Origin of the sequence: Serratia nematodiphila DZ0503SBS1 (genome assembly GCF_000738675.1) — a bacterium.
Taxonomy (GTDB): domain Bacteria; phylum Pseudomonadota; class Gammaproteobacteria; order Enterobacterales; family Enterobacteriaceae; genus Serratia; species Serratia nematodiphila.
The window spans coordinates 2,587,507-2,604,789 of record NZ_JPUX01000001.1 but is presented as its reverse complement, the minus strand read 5'-3'; the positions used below and the strand labels follow the sequence as shown (position 1 = coordinate 2,604,789).

General features: G+C 57.6%; 13 protein-coding genes. 7 read left to right on the top strand and 6 right to left on the bottom strand.

Annotated elements, in window-relative coordinates; all coding sequences use genetic code 11:
- Positions 1–34 precede the first annotated feature (34 nt).
- A complete protein-coding gene (gene blaSPR / locus JL05_RS12030; protein ID WP_033632530.1) occupies positions 35–934 on the bottom strand; it encodes an SPR family subclass B3 metallo-beta-lactamase in 900 nt (299 codons plus the stop codon).
- An 82-nt stretch (positions 935–1,016) separates the two neighbouring features.
- Between blaSPR and JL05_RS12025 the strand changes: the two genes are divergently transcribed.
- A complete protein-coding gene (locus tag JL05_RS12025; RefSeq protein WP_015378549.1) occupies positions 1,017–1,919 on the top strand; it encodes a LysR family transcriptional regulator in 903 nt (300 codons plus the stop codon).
- A 6-nt stretch (positions 1,920–1,925) separates the two neighbouring features.
- Here the strand turns inward: JL05_RS12025 and JL05_RS12020 are convergent, their stop codons facing one another.
- Complete coding sequence (locus JL05_RS12020) at positions 1,926–2,393, bottom strand: nuclear transport factor 2 family protein (protein ID WP_033633619.1); 468 nt, start codon at positions 2,391–2,393, stop codon at positions 1,926–1,928.
- 105 nt (positions 2,394–2,498) lie between these two features.
- On the opposite strand from JL05_RS12020, the gene JL05_RS12015 reads away from it, so the two are divergent.
- Entirely contained in the window at positions 2,499–3,077 is a 579-nt protein-coding gene (locus JL05_RS12015; RefSeq protein WP_033632529.1) for a TetR/AcrR family transcriptional regulator, read from the top strand.
- Here the strand turns inward: JL05_RS12015 and JL05_RS12010 are convergent.
- Both JL05_RS12010 and ompC read right to left on the bottom strand, forming a co-directional pair.
- Positions 3,071–3,487: a VOC family protein gene (locus JL05_RS12010; RefSeq protein ID WP_033632528.1), complete on the bottom strand. Its 417-nt coding sequence runs from the start codon at positions 3,485–3,487 to the stop codon at positions 3,071–3,073. The genes JL05_RS12015 and JL05_RS12010 overlap by 7 nt on opposite strands.
- A gap of 151 nt (positions 3,488–3,638) precedes the next feature.
- Positions 3,639–4,769, bottom strand: coding sequence for a porin OmpC (ompC, locus tag JL05_RS12005; protein WP_031300730.1), 1,131 nt, complete (start codon positions 4,767–4,769; stop codon positions 3,639–3,641).
- A gap of 695 nt (positions 4,770–5,464) precedes the next feature.
- Between ompC and JL05_RS12000 the strand changes: the two genes are divergently transcribed.
- From JL05_RS12000 to rcsB, 4 genes are read left to right on the top strand one after another with little or no spacing between them, the layout of a single operon-like run.
- Positions 5,465–5,872 (top strand): DUF4186 domain-containing protein, encoded by a 408-nt coding sequence (locus JL05_RS12000; RefSeq protein ID WP_072010097.1) that lies wholly within the window; start codon positions 5,465–5,467, stop codon positions 5,870–5,872.
- A gap of 54 nt (positions 5,873–5,926) precedes the next feature.
- Positions 5,927–7,081, top strand: coding sequence for an MFS transporter (locus JL05_RS11995; protein ID WP_031300733.1), 1,155 nt, complete (start codon positions 5,927–5,929; stop codon positions 7,079–7,081).
- Positions 7,082–7,101: 20 nt separating this feature from the next.
- Positions 7,102–9,804, top strand: coding sequence for a phosphotransferase RcsD (rcsD, locus tag JL05_RS11990; protein ID WP_033632527.1), 2,703 nt, complete (start codon positions 7,102–7,104; stop codon positions 9,802–9,804).
- Positions 9,797–10,447, top strand: a complete 651-nt coding sequence (gene rcsB / locus JL05_RS11985) for a response regulator transcription factor RcsB (protein WP_004935900.1) — start codon at positions 9,797–9,799, stop codon at positions 10,445–10,447. The genes rcsD and rcsB overlap by 8 nt, the downstream gene beginning before the upstream one ends.
- Before the next feature lie 61 nt (positions 10,448–10,508).
- On the opposite strand, the gene rcsC is transcribed toward rcsB, so the two are convergent.
- Positions 10,509–13,370, bottom strand: coding sequence for a two-component system sensor histidine kinase RcsC (gene rcsC / locus JL05_RS11980; protein WP_033632526.1), 2,862 nt, complete (start codon positions 13,368–13,370; stop codon positions 10,509–10,511).
- Between the two features lie 166 nt (positions 13,371–13,536).
- Positions 13,537–16,179: a DNA topoisomerase (ATP-hydrolyzing) subunit A gene (gyrA, locus tag JL05_RS11975; protein ID WP_015378557.1), complete on the bottom strand. Its 2,643-nt coding sequence runs from the start codon at positions 16,177–16,179 to the stop codon at positions 13,537–13,539.
- A gap of 212 nt (positions 16,180–16,391) precedes the next feature.
- Between gyrA and ubiG the strand changes: the two genes are divergently transcribed.
- The gene (gene ubiG, locus JL05_RS11970; protein WP_033633617.1) at positions 16,392–17,117 is read left to right on the top strand and encodes a bifunctional 2-polyprenyl-6-hydroxyphenol methylase/3-demethylubiquinol 3-O-methyltransferase UbiG; all 726 of its coding nucleotides are present in this window, start codon (positions 16,392–16,394) and stop codon (positions 17,115–17,117) included.
- Positions 17,118–17,283 lie beyond the last annotated feature (166 nt).

Sequence of the window (17,283 nt, the reverse complement as noted above, 5' to 3'; positions counted from 1 at the left end):
CCGTTTGTCGATCGGTGCGGTTTACGCTCGTCGATCAGCGTTTGACGTTTTCCTGTCGTTTCAGCTGCTCTTCAAACCCCTGCTGTGACTCCTGCACGTAACGCTGCAGCCCTGCGGGATCGATAAATGCCTGCGTATCGCCGGCCTGCAAACGCCGCCATTTGTCGGCCAAAGCGAAACGCGTCCCTTTATTGGCGATAAATATATCCGCCTGCACCCGCGCCAAACGGGCGAAACTGCCGCGAATGTCCTCAATCAGCTGCGGATAGTTTTTGTTGCCGATCAGGTAGTAACCCGGTGTAGCCAGGCTGTCAGCATAGATAAAGCGATACGGCTTGCCGTTATGCCGTAGCGTGGTCAACCACGACGTCGCGCCCGGCAGATGCCCCGGCGTCATCATCGCGGTCAGCGTCAGGCCGCCAAGGGTGATGCTGTCGCCATCGGCAACCACAATATCCGTTTGCACGGCCGGGAAAGTGAGCGTATCCCCCAACGCGAAATCCTGCCGTCCACCTAACGCCAACTGCCGCGCATTGGCCGCGCTGGCCACCAGCCTCGCGCCGCTCCAGCGTTTCAGCTGCGCAATGCCGCCGGCCTGATCGAGCCTTGCATGGCTGTTCAGGATATATTTCAGATCCTTAATGCTAAACCCCAGCCGTTCGATATTCGCTTTGATGCCCGGTGCACTGCTCTCCAACCCCGCATCGATCAAAATCAATCCCTGCGGCGTGCTCAACAATACCGACGACAGGTTGCTCGTGCCGACGTAATACACCTGCTCAAAGATCTGGAACGGCGCTATCGGCTGCGCCCACTCTTCAAACAGCGAGTATGGCGGAGCGCTAGACAACGGCTGCGCCGGGTCTAACTTCGCCTGCGTGGAGAAGCTCAAGGAAAAGGCCATCGCCATCAGATAATGCATGCTTTTTTTCATTTTTCTCTTCTGTCTGTGTCAACCGGGCAGGAGTATACTCGGCCTGACATTGAACAGTATTCAATTAAAAAAAGGACAATTGATGAATATTCTACAAATGGACATGAATCTGCTGAAAGTGCTGTATCTGCTGATGGTAACGGGTTCCAGCCGTAAAACCGCCGAGCGGCTGGGCATCAGCACCTCCGCCGTCAGTCATGCGCTGGCTCGCCTGCGGGAAGTGTTGGATGACCCGCTGTTTCGCCGAGAAGGACATCGCCAGGTTCCCACCCTGTTTGCACTGTCGTTGAAAGACAAGTTGGCGCCGCTGTTCTCCTCGCTGGACAGTGAAATGTTCGGCCAACAACCGCAGGCGCCGCGTCGCTTCACGCTGGTGGCGCCCCCCGCTCTGCACCCTATTCTGTTGCCTTTGCTGGCGGAAAAGGGCGCCGCTTGCCATGCCGATATTCACTGCCAAAACTTTGAACGACGCGCCTGGCGCGAAGAGCTGCTTGAGGGGAGCGTCGATCTGGTGCTGGCGGTGGGCGATCATCAACAACGCACCAGCGCACTGCATTATGAAGCGCTTGGGCGCACTCGCCTGATTGCGCTGTATGGCCCGCCGCTATACCCAGTCCTGCAAGATAAACGCGCGCTGGCCTTCAGCGAACTGGCGGATTACGCGCATTATTATTGCCATCCGTGGCCACAAACGGAAAACGAGCTGGATCGGCAGCTTGAGCGCCAGGGGTTGCACCGCCGCATTGCCCTGAACTGCGCCGACTACGCACAACTTCCACCGGTGCTGCGCCGCGCGCCGTTGCTGGCGGTAGTGCCTCAACCATGGTTTACCGCCCAGCCCGACAAGCACGGGTTAAGCGCGCTGCCGATTAGCGATAACCTGGCTATCGGTCACCTTTTTTCTCAATACCGAAAAGGCGAGCCGGAGTGGCGAAAGCGGCTGATTTCCGCCATCCACGCCGAGCTGCGACACTACTACCGCTAAGTAGGATCAGAAACCGAAATCGCTCAGCGCCGGGACATCGTCCGGGCGCCGACCGAGCGGCCAATGAAAACGCCGATCCTGTTCGCGAATCGGCATGTCGTTGATGCAGGCATGGCGGTTAATCATCAACCCTTCCTGATTGAACTCCCAGTTTTCATTGCCGAAGCTGCGATACCAGTTGCCGGAATCGTCGCGCCACTCATAGGCGAAACGCACCGCGATGCGCGCGCCGTCAAACGCCCACAGTTCCTTAATCAGCCGATACTCCAGCTCTTTCGCCCACTTGCGTTGCAAAAATGCGACCACCGCCGCGCGGCCGTCGACAAACTCTGCGCGATTACGCCAATGGGTATCGAGAGAATAGACCTGCGACACCCGCTCAGGATCGCGGCTGTTCCAGGCATCCTCCGCCAACCGCACTTTTTCGCTGGCCGATTCACGGGTGAAAGGCGGCAATGGGGGTTTAATGCTCATGATCATCTCCTGCGTAATAATGTAGACAACTCTGTCTACATTATTACGCTAGCGCATGTAGACAGAGTTGTCTACAATCACTCGAAAATAGCCTGGGAGAAAATGATGACCGCCGATCGCAATACCTTACCCGCCCGCCAGCGCATCCTGTTGACGGCTCACGATCTGTTTTATCAGGAAGGGATCCGCGCCACCGGCATCGATCGCATCATCAAAGAATCAGGTGTCACTAAAGTGACGTTTTACCGCCACTTTCCCAGCAAGAACGATTTGATTACGGCGTTTTTAGCCTATCGCCACCAGCAGTGGCTCACCTGGTTCAGCACAGCGCTGGATCGCCATGTGGCACAAACCGGCGGGTTGCTGCCGGCGCTGGCGCCCTGCCTGGCGGAATGGTTCGACGATCCGCGCTTTCGCGGCTGCGCGTTTATCAATACGGCGGTGGAAATCGCCGATCTGCTGCCGGAAAGCCTGCAAATCGCCGGCTGGCATAAACGGCAAATGGCGGATGAACTGGCGCGTCACCTGCCCGCCGGCCCACAGCGGGAACAGCGGGCGGCAATGCTGGCGATGCTGATCGACGGCGCCATCGTCAGAGTGCAGATAGAGCGGCAACCGCAGGCCGCGCTGCAGGTGCTGAATGCCGCATTGAACATGTTGGCGCAAGGCGGGTTCGATCAGTAATTGGCCCAAATGCCCGGCGTCACCAGTTCCAACAGATGGGCGTCGGGATCGCGAAAATAAATGCTCTCCCCGCCGTGTTCCCAGCGCATCCGCCCCTCAATCTCCACGCCGTTGGCCACCAGATGCCGTTCCCAGTGCGGCAACTGCTCTTTCGCCACCGCCAGCCCGATATGCGCCGGCCCCACGCCATCGTGCGCAGGAATAAACCCGGTCGGGTAGTGCGCCCCACGCAGCGAATCACCTTCGATAAACAACAACAGTACGCTTCGATCGCCGACGTTGTAGGCGCGAAACCGTTCGTTGGCGGCCATCGTCGGCAGCTTCAGCATCTCCCGGTAAAACGCGTCCGCGCGTTCAATATCGCTGACGTACAGCACCGTTTCTATCACCCTGTCGATTTTGAGTTCCATAATAGCCTCCGCTCTGTTTTCCGTTCTGACAGCGTAGGTCGAACGGAGGCGAGCCAAAGCGCTTCCCGAGCCGACAACGGATCAATCCGTGCTTTATAGGCAAAAAAAAACGCGGCCCGAAGGCCGCGCTGTGTCATTCACACGCTGGTGCTTAGAACTGGTAAACCAGGCCCACGGCAACCACGTTGTCGGTGTTGATGCCGGCAGCGTCGGTGAAATCGTTGTTGTCCACCAGGTTGATTTTGTAATCAACATAGGTAGACATGTTTTTGTTGAAGAAGTAGGTCGCACCCAGGTCGACGAATTTGACCAGGTCTTGATCGCCGTAGTCCTTGCCGTTGCCGGCGCGGCCCAGGTCTTTACCTTTGGTCTGGTTATAGCCCACGAACGGACGCAGACCGAAGTCGAACTGGTAGTGCGCATAGGCTTCGAAGCTCTGCGCCTTGTTGGCGTAGCCGTAAACGCTGCTGTCGGAGCTGCCGAAACGCGCCGCGTTGTAGGACTGGGTGAACATCACCGCCAGATAGACATCGTTGGCGTCATATTTCAGACCGCCGGAGTAACCTTCCGCCTTGTCGCCGCGGCCCATGATGTTCTGGTGACCGTTACCGCCGTTCTGCTCGCTGGTGCGGCGAGAGTTAAAGAAGGCGCCCGCGGCGCTGATGCCGTAGCCCATGTCATAGCTCATGGACATGCCGTAGCCTTCGCCGTTTTGACCCAGAACGTCACGACCGTTGTTGGTCTCTTCGCCGTTGCCGTTTTTACCTTGGTACTGCAGGGCGAAGTTCAGGCCGTCAACCAGACCGAAGAAGTCGTTGTTACGGTAGGTCGCCAGGCCGCTGGAACGCTGGAACATGAACTGGTCGGCGCCGTAGGTCATACCGTCGAACTCGGGCTGCAAGTCGGTATACGCCGCGACGTCGTACAGCACGCCGGTGTTACGGCCGTAGTCGAAGGAGCCGTAGTCGCCGAATTTCAGACCGGCGAAGCCGTAACGGGTGAAGTTCTTGTTGTCCTGGCTTTCAGCGTGGTTCAGGTTCGCCTGATACTCCCACTGGCCGTAACCGGTCAGCTGATCGCTGATTTGCGTTTCGCCGCGCAGGCCAAAACGCATATAAGACTGATCGCCGTCCACGCCGTTGTTGCTGGAGAAATAGTGAAGCCCGTTTACTTTACCGTACAAATCCAGTTTATTACCGTCTTTGTTGTAGATTTCCGCCGCGCCTGCTGTGCCTGCAACCAGCAGTGCGGGTACCATCAGAGAGAGTACTCGAAGTTTCATCGTTATTATCCTCGTTAATTATGTCGAGCTACGGCCACTGCCCTTTTCGAGCATTATTAGCACGACTGTGCATTACCATTCTGGTAACAAGGGTTATATTAATCCAGAAAGAAAATGATACCAAGTATCCGATAGTGTTTCATTGTAATTAATAAAGGTTTCAAAATGTAAATACGCGCGAACTTTCACAAAACATTACAGACAAACAAAATAAAGCACTTAAAGATAAAAAATAGACTAATTGATAAAAAATCATGTAGTTATACATATCTTTAAGAAAAAAAAGCCAACCATACAATTGAGCGAGACAATAAGCACATTGTGCCAAAACGCGAACCACGCGCAGCCGCTATAATCACCTCGCTATCATCATTATTTTCATTATTACCTTCATTATCCGAAGATAATTTCTGCATTCCTTTAACCGGCTTCTGGCCGGTTTTTTATTTTCCTCCCTACTCTCCTCACAATTTTAGCCCGTACAAATAGCACGCAAATAAATAACCTAATGATATAGTTTCATTAATTTACTTTCGCACTAATTGCTAATCTTTTTCCTTATTTTAGTCTACAAATTGAACTTGCTTTTCATTTCGTGCTTTATCTCATCGATTATTTCCCGCCGCAGGCAAAATTAGCCGCAGAGATTCAGTTCTGGTAATCTGAAAAAAGCGCACCTTCAGCGAGTAAAATTCATGATGTCCTTTCAACCCGACGTGCTGTGGCGGCGGCTGCAAAGTTCCCCCTTCCGCGCTCGCTTCCGTTTAAATGCCAAGGACCAGACTTATCTCGAGGGTAAGGGATTGCCGCTGATCCTCAGCCATGCCCGCGATTTTATCGACCGCCGCCTGGCCGCCGCCCACCCTAAAAACGACGGCAAGCAAACCCCGATGCGTGGCCACCCGGTGTTCGTCGCCCAGCACGCCACTGCCACCTGCTGCCGCGGCTGTCTGGAAAAGTGGCACGGCATACCGCAGGGCGTCGCGCTGGACGAACAGCAAAAGGACTATATTGTCCAGGCTATCGCGCTGTGGCTGGTGCGCAGAGGCGGTGCCAGAGATGTGTCAGGCACGAATATTTTCGACCCTGATCGCGGATTGTGATAAAAACTGTCAGTAACTTTCACCATTCTTTTGACCCAAGATCCTGACGCTTACATGACAGCCACCTTGTGCAATGAACAGCAAACGCCCGGCGTTCCTCAACAGATCGCCACCCGTCTGGCCTTTTTCGTCGCCGGTCTCGGCATGGCCGCCTGGGCGCCGCTGGTCCCCTTCGCCAAAGCGCGCATCGGTATCGATGACGGCTCGCTCGGCCTGTTGCTGCTCTGTATCGGCGCCGGCTCCATGTTGGCGATGCCGCTGACCGGTTTCCTGACCGGCAAACTGGGTTGCCGTGCGGTGATCCTGATGGCCGGGCTCGGGTTGTGCATCGATCTGCCGCTGTTGGCGCTGATGGACTCCCTCGGCGGCATGGCCGCGGCGCTGCTGCTGTTCGGCGCGGCGATCGGCATGATCGACGTAGCGATGAACGTGCAGGCGGTGATCGTCGAACGCGCCAGCGGCAAGGCGATGATGTCCGGTTTTCACGGTTTCTTCAGCATCGGCGGCATTGCCGGCGCCGGCGGCGTCAGCGCGCTGCTGTGGCTGGGGCTGACGCCGCTGCAATCCACCCTGCTCACCGTGCTGGCGGTGATCGCGCTGCTGACGCTGGCCAGCCGCCATCTGCTGCGTGAGAGCGGCGCCGATGACGGCGGGCCGATGTTCGTCTTGCCGCGCGGCTGGGTGATGTTCATCGGCATTCTGTGCTTTATCATGTTTCTGGCGGAAGGATCGATGCTCGACTGGAGCGCGCTGTTTCTCACCACATTGCGCGGCGTCGAACACAGCCAGGCCGGTCTGGGCTATGCGCTGTTTTCCATCACCATGACGCTTGGCCGGCTCAATGGCGATCGGGTGGTGAACTCACTGGGCCGCTACCGGGTGCTGCTGCTGGGCAGCCTGTGTGCCGCTCTCGGCCTGAGCCTGGCCATCGCCTTCAATCACGCTACCGTTTCGCTGGTCGGTTTCATGCTGGTCGGCCTGGGCGCCTCGAACGTCGTGCCGATCCTGTTCAGCGCCGCAGGCAACCAGCGCGACATGCCGGCCAACTTGGCGATCGCCTCCGTCACCACCGTCGGCTATGCCGGTATTCTGGCCGGCCCGGCGCTGATCGGCTTCATCGCTCAGTTTTCCAGCCTGACGGTGGCCTTCGCTTGCGTAGCCGCTCTGCTGTTGGCGGTGGCCGCCAGCGCCAGGGCCGTCACTCGCTGATTCAGGAATGCGCAGCCACTATGCAAAATAAACAATTGACCATAAGCTCCAGCAACATTACCCGCTGCTTCCTGCTGTTTATCGTGCTGCTGACGATCGGCATCGGCCTGTATGGCTACAACTACACCAACGCCTGGCTGGCAGAAAAGAAGTACACGCTGAACAGCATCGCCGGTTCGCTGCAAAAGCGTATCGATGCCTACCGCTATATGACCTATCAGGTCTATGACAAATTCGGCAATGCGCCGGCGCAGAATGTCGATCCCGGTTTGCAGGAAACCCGCCTGCGGCCCGATGTCTATTATGTCGAGAAACCGCACAAGAAAACCGACGCGGTGATCTTCGGCAGCCATGACGAAAACACGCTGGCGATGATCGCCAACATCTCGGACTACCTGGACACCCGCTGGGGCGCCAAGACCGAGAACTACGCCATGTATTACCTCAATGGTCAGGACAATAGCCTCAGCCTGATCACCACCCAGCCGCTCAAAGAGCTGGCTTCGCGCTTTCGGGAAAGCTACCTGACCACCTCGGCGGACGAACGCCGCGCCGAGATGCTGCAACAAGCCAATATGCTCGACGAACGCGAGAGCTTTTCCGACCTGCGCAAGCAGCGCTTCCAGAACGCCTATTCGTTCTCGATTCGCACCACTTTCAATCAGCCGGGGCATCTGGCGACGGTGATCGCCTTCGATTTGCCAATCAACGACATCATTCCGGCCAATCTGGCCCGCGCCAATTTCCTGCTGCTGCCGGACGATGTCGATCTCGACGATAGCGCCATCCCGGCGGAAACCGTCCTCGGTACCCATGCGACGATGAGTGGCGGCTGGGTGGAGTTCAGCGCCGCTCTGCCCAATGCGCCGCTGAAGGTGGTGTATCGCGTTTCGGCCATCAATCTGGCCATTGATCTGCTGCGCAACAACATTTGGCTGATCGCAGTCAACCTGCTGCTGCTGGCGCTGTCGATGCTGAGCATCTACTTTATCCGCCGCCAGTACATTCGCCCGAGCGAAAACATGGCGGTAGAGCTGGAGGCCGAGCGCGCGCTGAATCAGGAGATCGTCTCCAGCCTGCCCTCCGGCCTGCTGGTCTACAGCTTCGCCAACAATACGGTGATCGCCAGCAACAAAATCGCCGAGCATCTGCTGCCGCACCTCAGCCTGCAAAAGATCGCCCATATGGCCGAACAGCATCACGGGGTGATCCAGGCGACGGTCAACAACGAGGTGTATGAAATCCGCATTTTCCGCAGCCAGCTGTCGCCGGACACCTACCTGTTCCTGATGCACGATCAGGATAAAGAGGTGATGGTGAATAAGCGGCTGCAGCAGGCGCGGCGCGAATACGACAAGAACGTGCAGGCGCGCAAACTGATGTTGCACAACCTGGGCATCGAACTGAATCAGCCGGTGCGCCAGATGCACGATCTGGTCGACAGCCTGCGCAACCAGCCGGATGAGGAACAACAGCAGGCTCTGCTGGGCCAACTGACGGCGGCGTCGTCGTCGGTGCTGGGATTGATCGATAACATCACTCTGCTGACGCGGCTGGAAACCCAGGACTGGCAACCCACGCGCGAGCCGTTCAACCCGGCGGCGATGATCGACGAGTTGCTGCTGGAAGCCCTGCCCGCCCTCAATCAAAAGGGGCTGGCGCTGTTCAAGCATTTCCAGCTGGACGTCGAGCAGAACTATATCGGCGATGCCAACGCGCTGCGCAAGGTGATCTCGCTGCTGGTGCATTACGCCATTATCACCACCGCCTGCGGCAAGGTTTCTCTGGTTATCGACCATGAGCCCGAGCACCCTGACCGCCTGATTTTCCAAATCAACGACACCGGCTCCGGCATCTCCAACGAAGAGATCAGCAACCTTAACTATCCGTTCCTCAGCCAGACGCTGGTGGATCGCTTCAACCACGGTTCCGGCCTCACTTTCTTCCTGTGCAATCAGCTGTGCAAAAAGCTTAACGGCCAGTTGGACATTCGCAGCAAGGTGGATATCGGCACTCGCTACACCATTCGCGTCGCCATGGAGATGGAGAAAAAAGAGCCGCAGGAGCAGGAAAAGCTGCTCGACGGCGTCACCGCCTTGCTGGACGTCACGTCGGATGAAGTGCGCGGCATCGTGACCCGTCTGCTGCAGGCCTACGGCGCCGACTGCCTCGTCGCCGAAGATCGCGCGGTCAACCGCGATTATGACGTGCTGCTGACCGATAACCCGCAGCGCGCCGATGATTACACCCTGTTGCTGGCGACCGATGAGCCGGGCTGGCAAGCGCTGGATAAACGCTACATTCGGGTGAACTATAATCTGAACGGCGCATTAATCGACGCCGTGCTGATGCTGATCGAACAGCAAATGGCCGCGCTGGAACAGGAAGAAAGCCCGCTTTCATTGAGCTCAGAAGATATCCAACTCTATGAAAAACAATTGAAATCAAGTGATTACTATGGGCTGTTTGTCGATACAGTACCCGACGATGTCAAAAAACTGTATACTGAGGCGGGCAGCAGTGATTTCAATGCGCTGTCACAAACCGCACACCGCCTGAAAGGCGTGTTTGCCATGTTAAATCTGCTTCCCGGCAAGCAGCTGTGCGAATCGTTAGAACAGCGCATCGCAGAAGGTGATGCGCCCGAGATCGAGAATAACATCAGTCAGATTGATTTTTTCGTCAGCAGACTGCTGAAGCAAGGTAGCCAACAACATGAATAACCTGAACGTAATTATTGCTGATGACCATCCTATCGTACTGTTTGGCATCCGGAAGTCACTTGAGCAAATTGAATGGGTGAATGTCGTTGGGGAGTTCGAAGACTCAACCGCACTGATCAACAATCTGTCCAAGCTGGACGCTAACGTGCTGATCACCGATCTGTCGATGCCGGGTGACAAATATGGCGACGGCATCACGCTGATTAAATACATCAAGCGCCACTATCCGCAGTTGTCGATCATCGTGCTGACCATGAACAACAACCCGGCGATCCTGAGCGCGGTATTGGATCTGGATATCGAAGGCATCGTGCTGAAACAAGGCGCGCCGACCGATCTGCCTAAGGCGCTGGCCGCCCTGCAAAAAGGCAAGAAGTTCACGCCGGAAAGCGTCTCCAAACTGCTGGAGAAGATCAGCGCCAGCGGCTATGGCGACAAACGCCTGTCGCCGAAAGAGAGCGAAGTGCTGCGTCTGTTCGCCGAAGGTTTCCTGGTGACCGAAATCGCCAAGAAACTCAACCGCAGCATCAAAACCATCAGCAGCCAGAAGAAATCGGCGATGATGAAGCTGGGCGTCGAGAACGACATTGCCCTGCTCAACTACCTCTCGTCCGTCAGCATGACGCCGTTGGACAAAGACTAAAGCCCGCCTCACGGCAGGTTAACGCCAAACAGGCACGGCATCCGCCGTGCCTGTTTGCTTTTCAGGCCTCGCTGCGGTTGTAGCGTACCTGCTGGCTGTAATAAGCCAATGTCTGCTCCAGCGTCTCCAGCGTAACCGGTTTCGACAGGCAATTATCCATGCCCGCCTCGAGGCAGCGCTGTTTCTCTTCCGCCAACGCGTTCGCCGTCACGCCGATCACCGGCGCGCTGAACTGCATCTGCCGCAGCGCCTGCGTCAGGCGATAGCCGTCCATGTTCGGCATATTGACGTCAGTCAGCACAATATCGACATGGTGCTGTTTCAGCACGCCGAGCGCGTCGACACCGTCGTTGGCGGTCACCACCTGATACCCCAGCGACCCCAGCTGATCGGAAAGCAGGCGACGGTTGATCGGATGATCGTCAACCACCAGCAGATAAATATCGCCGTTGTCCGCCGCACTGGCCTTGGCGGGCACCGGCAGCTGCACCAGCGCCTCTGCCGCGCCGTGGCCGACGCCGAACAATCGGTTGATTAAGGTCAGCGTTTCACGCGGCGTAGAGGTGCTGTGCATCCAATAGCCCGGCCGGGTTTCCTGCGATGGACCGATATGTTCGGTGGAGAATTGGATCTGAGCCAGCAGCGGCGTGTTCAGCATCAGCGGGTAATCGCTGAGCATCACCTCGCCGGCGGCGGTATCCTGCCCGTCATAGCGCTGGATATCGGCGCCGTAGCCGCCCAGAATCGCCATCAGGTAACTTTCCAGGCGCTGATTGCGGATATCCAGCCACAGCCGCCGGCCCTGCCAGGTATCGCTGGCCTGCGGGATCGGGAACTGGGCGTTAAACAATGGAATGCGAATGCTGAACAAGCTGCCCAGCCCCGGCTCGGACTCGACGGAGACGTCGCCGTCCATCAGGTTGACCAACTTCTCGCAGATCGCCAGCCCCAAACCGGTTCCCTGGAAGTGGCGCTGCACGCCGGTCCCCACCTGGAAGAACGGATCGAACAGGCGCGAGATTTCCTTCTCCGGGATGCCGACGCCGGTATCGCGCACGCTGAACTCCAGGTAACTGCCGCGGGTGCAGACCTGCAGCACGATACAGCCGGTATCGGTGAACTTGATGGCGTTGTTCACCAGGTTGGAGAGCACCTGCTGCAGCCGAACCGGATCGCCGAAAATGCGCTCCGGCACGTTCTGTTCGATAAAGCAGTACAGCCCCAGACGTTTCTTCACCACCAGCGGCAAATAGTTGCCGGCGATATGGGTGATCACCTCCAGGCAGGAGAACTCGCGCGGTTCGATCTTCAGCTGCTCGGACTCGATTTTGGAGAAATCGAGAATATCGCTGATGATTTTCAGCAGCAGGCCGGAAGAGTTATTCATCGCGTTGACCAGCCGATCGACCCCTTGCGGCAGCGCCTTGGTCTGCAGCAAATCGAGGTTGCCGATAATGCCGTACAGCGGCGTGCGCAACTCATGGCTGACGGTGGCCAGGAACATCGATTTGGACTGGCTGGCCTGCTCCGCCGCCGCCGCCATCTCCTGCAGCGACTCTTCCATCTTCACGCGCGCGCTGACGTCCACCAGTACGCAGATCGCCACCTCTTCGTTACGGTAGCGCGAGTGGACAAAGCTGATCTGCAGGTTGTTATTGTTGCTGGTCATCACATCGACGAAATTCGCCTGCTGTTCGCAAATGATGCGCGTAATGCGATCGCGATCTTCGTGGGTCAACAGGTTGATGTAGTTATGTGCCAGTTCGTTACTCAGGATATTGGTGCCGTCGCTGATACGCAGGATGCAGATGCCCACCGGCGCCGAGGCGACAATCTTGCGGTTGAACTGCTCGTGTTCTTCCAGACGGAAGGCGTTCTCCTCCGCCGGCAAGAACATCTTGCGCTCAAACAGCCAGGCCAGCGTGAACAGCACGATAGCCGATAACAGGTTCAGCAACAGCGCGTTGAGGATCAGCATCTTGAAGCGTTCCACCACGCTCTTCACCGGCAGCGCATAAACGATGCTCAATGACGAAGGCGGCAACGCTTTCTTCAGGATCAGGTCGCGGTAATTGTCGACATAGCCGAAGTAGGCATGATCTGCGGGATAGTGGTTAAGTGAGGCGGCATAGCGATCGCCGTCCGCCAGGCGCAGCACCGGCTCGTTATTCTCATCCAGCAGCGTGACGCCGATCGGCAGGCTGCCGGCGGTAACGAAATCTTCCAGCCGGACGGTTTGCTCGATGCCCAGCAGCGCCTCCAGCTTATTACCGATATAGAGAGGCGTCAGCACATACAGATAACCGATGTCGGGCCGCTGCGCGCTGGGGCTGATCCAATACAGGTTGTTGTCTTTGTCCTGATTCTTGGCGTTGCGGTATTTCAGAATGCGCTCATGCAGCGACTTCAGCACGTTTTCCCGATTGGCGCTCGCGTTGCCGCCGCCGAACTCCGCCATACACAGGCTGTCGCCGCCGATGAAGAACACCCGGTTAAGATCGTAGGCCGCCACGAAGTTCTCTTTCCAATACTGGATCAGGCCGCTCAGCGAATCGAGCGAACTGCGGTAGGTGGTGCTCAGCGCGCAGTTGGACTCCGGGTACAGCGGAAAGAATTGCGGCGGGCTGCCTTTGCCGGGAAACACGCCGCTGAACATGTCCAGACTGCTGACCGAACCGTTGAGGCGATTCTCCGCCATATACTTGATGTCGCGGATGATGTCGGCGGAATGGCGGATGTAGCCCTGCGCCTGATCGAAGCTGAGGTTGTACTCCTGGCGGATGTCCGATTCTTTCTGATGCAGGATATTCAGAATATAAAAGGTGGTGAGCAGCGCCCCCAACGACCACAGCAAAATCGCCAGCACCCGGAACAAATAGCGGGATATTTTCAGCGTAGTTCGAAAAGAGGCTAAGTATTTCAATCGGATACCATACGAAAGTCAGTGACGGCGCGCGTTGTCGCCGGCGCGGCGGCCGGCGGCTCGGTGCGCCAATTAAACCATATAACTGAAAAAGGGCCTAGCATCGCTGCCAGGCCCTTTTGTCTCAGTGCATTACGGTGTCGGCATGCCGACGCCCTCACCTTGCTTAAACGTTGTCGTCGTCCATCGGCTCAGCCGCGTCGTCGCCATCGTCCAGCGGCGTGCTGTCTTCTTCCACCGCTTCCGCGCCCGGTTCCAGGCTGTCCAGCTCTTCGTCTTCCACCGGTTCGGCCACGCGCTGCAGACCGACGACGTTTTCGTCTTCCGCCGTGCGGATCAGCGTCACGCCCTGGGTGTTACGACCGACCACGCTGACTTCCGAAACGCGGGTACGCACCAGCGTGCCGGCATCGGTGATCATCATGATCTGATCGCTGGTTTCCACCTGCACCGCGCCGACCACCTGGCCGTTACGCTCGCTCACCTTGATGGAGATAACCCCCTGGGTGGCGCGTGACTTGGTCGGATACTCGGTCACCGCGGTGCGTTTACCGAAGCCGTTTTGCGTCACGGTCAGGATGTCGCCCTCGCCGCGCGGCACGATCAGTGAGATCACGCTGTCGCCTTCGCCGAGGTTGATGCCGCGCACGCCGGTCGCGGTACGGCCCATCGAACGCACCTGCGTTTCCGGGAAGCGCACGACTTTACCGTTGGCGGAGAACAGCATCACTTCGTTGCTGCCGTCGGTCAGATCGACGCCGATCAGCTCGTCGCCCTCGTTGAGGTTGACGGCGATGATGCCGGCGCTGCGTGGGCGGCTGAACTCGGTCAGCGCAGTTTTCTTCACGGTACCGCTGGCGGTGGCCATGAACACGTGGCGCCCTTCTTCATACTCGCGCACCGGCAGAATGGCGGTGATACGCTCGTCGGCTTCCAGCGGCAGCAGGTTGACGATTGGGCGACCGCGCGCGCCGCGGCTGGCTTCAGGCAGTTGGTACACCTTCATCCAGTACAGGCGGCCACGGCTGGAGAAGCACAGGATCGTATCGTGGGTGTTGGCCACCAGCAGGCGATCGATAAAGTCTTCTTCTTTAATACGCGCGGCGGACTTGCCTTTGCCGCCGCGGCGCTGCGCTTCATAGTCGGACAGCGGCTGATACTTCACGTAACCCTGGTGAGACAGGGTCACCACCACGTCTTCCTGGTTGATCAGGTCTTCGATGTTGATGTCGGAAGTATTGGCGGTGATCTCGGTGCGGCGGCCGTCGTTGTACAGCTCTTTGACCGCCACCAGCTCTTCGCGGATCACTTCCATCAGGCGCTCTGGGCTTTCCAGAATAAAGATCAGCTCGGCGATAAAGTTGAGCAGCTCTTTATATTCGTCCAGCAGCTTTTCGTGCTCCAGGCCGGTCAGTTTCTGCAGGCGCAGATCCAGAATAGCCTGAGCCTGCTGCTCGGTCAGGTAGTATTTGCCGTCGCGGATGCCGAACTCCGGCTCCAGCCACTCAGGGCGAGCGGCGTCGTCACCGGCGCGTTCCAGCATGGCGCTGACGTTGCCCAGATCCCACGGCTGAGCCACCAGCGCGACTTTCGCTTCCGCCGGCGTCGGCGCACGGCGAATCAGCTCGATGATCGGATCGATGTTAGCCAACGCGATAGCCAGCGCTTCCAGGATATGGGCGCGGTCACGGGCCTTGCGCAGTTCGAAGATGGTGCGGCGGGTGACCACTTCGCGGCGGTGGCGCACGAAGGCTTCGAGGATATCTTTCAGGTTCAGCAGCTTAGGCTGCCCCTGATGCAGCGCGACCATGTTGATGCCGAAGGTGACCTGCAGCTGCGTCAGCGCATACAGGTTGTTCAGCACCACTTCGCCGACCGCGTCGCGTTTGACTTCGATCACGATGCGCATGCCGTCTTTATCGGACTCGTCACGCAGCGCGCTGATGCCTTCTACGCGTTTTTCTTTCACCAGCTCGGCGATCTTCTCGATCAGACGCGCCTTGTTCACCTGATACGGGATTTCGTGAACGATGATGGTTTCGCGCCCGGTCTTGGCGTCGGCTTCCACTTCCGCGCGCGCGCGCAGGTAGACTTTGCCGCGCCCGGTGCGGTAGGCCTCTTCAATGCCGCGGCGGCCGTTGATGATCGCCGCCGTCGGGAAGTCCGGCCCCGGGATGTGTTCCATCAGCCCTTCGATGCTGATGTTTTCATCGTCGATATAGGCCAGGCAGCCGTTGACGACTTCCGCCAGGTTGTGCGGCGGAATATTGGTGGCCATGCCCACGGCGATGCCCGACGAGCCGTTGACCAGCAGGTTCGGGATCTTGGTCGGCATGACGGCCGGGATCTGCTCGGTGCCATCATAGTTAGGCACGAAGTCGACGGTTTCTTTTTCCAGATCCGCCAACAGTTCGTGAGCAATCTTGGACATGCGCACTTCGGTATAACGCATCGCCGCCGCGGAGTCGCCGTCGACGGAACCGAAGTTACCCTGGCCGTCCACCAGCATGTAGCGCAGTGAAAACGGCTGAGCCATACGCACGATAGTGTCGTAAACCGCGCTGTCACCGTGCGGGTGATATTTACCGATCACGTCCCCGACGACACGGGCCGATTTCTTGTATGGTTTATTCCAGTCGTTACCCAATACGCTCATCGCGTACAGAACGCGGCGGTGAACCGGCTTCAGTCCATCACGAACATCTGGCAGCGCACGTCCGACAATAACGGACATCGCATAGTCCAGATACGAGTTTTTCAACTCGTCTTCGATGTTTACCGGTGTGATTTCTCTGGCAAGGTCGCTCATGGAGCTGCTATCCCTCTACTAATGATTCATCTGCCCGCTGCCATAGTGGCAAAGGTGTAAAACTATATCACAAAGCACGCTTTACGGGAAAATAACCGCCGCTGTTTCACGGAAATTGTGCAGATAAGTGCGCTAAAAACGCATCGGCACAGACGATGCCGCGCCGGAACATGTATAATCCGCGCAACGAGAACAAGGAGCCAGACAAGCCCATGAACGCAGAATCATCCAGCCGAGTGCAAAACGTTGACCACCATGAAATCGCCAAGTTCGAGGCCGTCGCCTCCCGCTGGTGGGATCTGGAAGGCGAGTTCAAACCGCTGCACCGCATCAACCCGCTGCGCCTGAACTACATCATGCAGCGCGCCGGCGGCATTTTTGACAAGCAGGTGCTCGACGTGGGCTGCGGCGGCGGCATTCTGGCGGAGAGCATGGCGCGCGAAGGCGCCAAGGTAACCGGGCTGGACATGGGCGCGGAGCCGCTGCAGGTCGCCCGGCTGCACGCGCTGGAAAGCGGCATGGACGTCACCTATGTGCAGGAGACGGTGGAAAGCCACGCTCAGGCCAACCCGCAGCGCTACGACGTGGTCACCTGCATGGAGATGCTGGAGCACGTGCCCGATCCGGCCTCGGTGGTGCGCGCCTGCGCCCAACTGGTGAAACCGGGCGGCCACGTGTTCTTCTCCACCATCAACCGCAACACCAAAGCCTGGCTGATGGCGGTGATCGGCGCGGAATACGTGCTGAAGATGGTGCCGCAGGGCACCCACGATCATAAGAAGTTCATTCGCCCTTCCGAATTGATCGGCTGGGTCGACGGCACGCCGCTGCGCGAAAAGCACATGATCGGCCTGCATTACAACCCGATCACCGATCATTTCAAGCTTGGGCGCAACGTTGACGTGAACTACATGGTGCACACCCAGCACGAAGGCTGAGCGCTGTAAACCGCGCCGGCCCTGCGTTATCGGGGTTCGGCGCCAACGCGCTGTTAGGAAAAATACCTAATTTCCGCGACTTCGATCAAAATCGTGGTTGTAGACAGTTTTTTAGAATATTAAATCAGATCAATATGCCGTTTTTTTCTAACGTTTAATAAAGCGC

What these genes read in the sequence shown, in the direction of transcription:
- JL05_RS12015 (WP_033632529.1), top strand. Translation starts at nt 2,499, where the DNA reads ATGACCGCCGATCGCAATACCTTACCCGCCCGCCAGCGCATCCTGTTG.
- ompC (WP_031300730.1), bottom strand. Translation starts at nt 4,769, where the DNA reads ATGAAACTTCGAGTACTCTCTCTGATGGTACCCGCACTGCTGGTTGCA.
- JL05_RS12025 (WP_015378549.1), top strand. Translation starts at nt 1,017, where the DNA reads ATGAATATTCTACAAATGGACATGAATCTGCTGAAAGTGCTGTATCTG.
- rcsD (WP_033632527.1), top strand. Translation starts at nt 7,102, where the DNA reads ATGCAAAATAAACAATTGACCATAAGCTCCAGCAACATTACCCGCTGC.
- JL05_RS11995 (WP_031300733.1), top strand. Translation starts at nt 5,927, where the DNA reads ATGACAGCCACCTTGTGCAATGAACAGCAAACGCCCGGCGTTCCTCAA.
- ubiG (WP_033633617.1), top strand. Translation starts at nt 16,392, where the DNA reads ATGAACGCAGAATCATCCAGCCGAGTGCAAAACGTTGACCACCATGAA.
- JL05_RS12000 (WP_072010097.1), top strand. Translation starts at nt 5,465, where the DNA reads ATGATGTCCTTTCAACCCGACGTGCTGTGGCGGCGGCTGCAAAGTTCC.
- gyrA (WP_015378557.1), bottom strand. Translation starts at nt 16,179, where the DNA reads ATGAGCGACCTTGCCAGAGAAATCACACCGGTAAACATCGAAGACGAG.
- JL05_RS12020 (WP_033633619.1), bottom strand. Translation starts at nt 2,393, where the DNA reads ATGAGCATTAAACCCCCATTGCCGCCTTTCACCCGTGAATCGGCCAGC.
- JL05_RS12010 (WP_033632528.1), bottom strand. Translation starts at nt 3,487, where the DNA reads ATGGAACTCAAAATCGACAGGGTGATAGAAACGGTGCTGTACGTCAGC.
- rcsB (WP_004935900.1), top strand. Translation starts at nt 9,797, where the DNA reads ATGAATAACCTGAACGTAATTATTGCTGATGACCATCCTATCGTACTG.
- blaSPR (WP_033632530.1), bottom strand. Translation starts at nt 934, where the DNA reads ATGAAAAAAAGCATGCATTATCTGATGGCGATGGCCTTTTCCTTGAGC.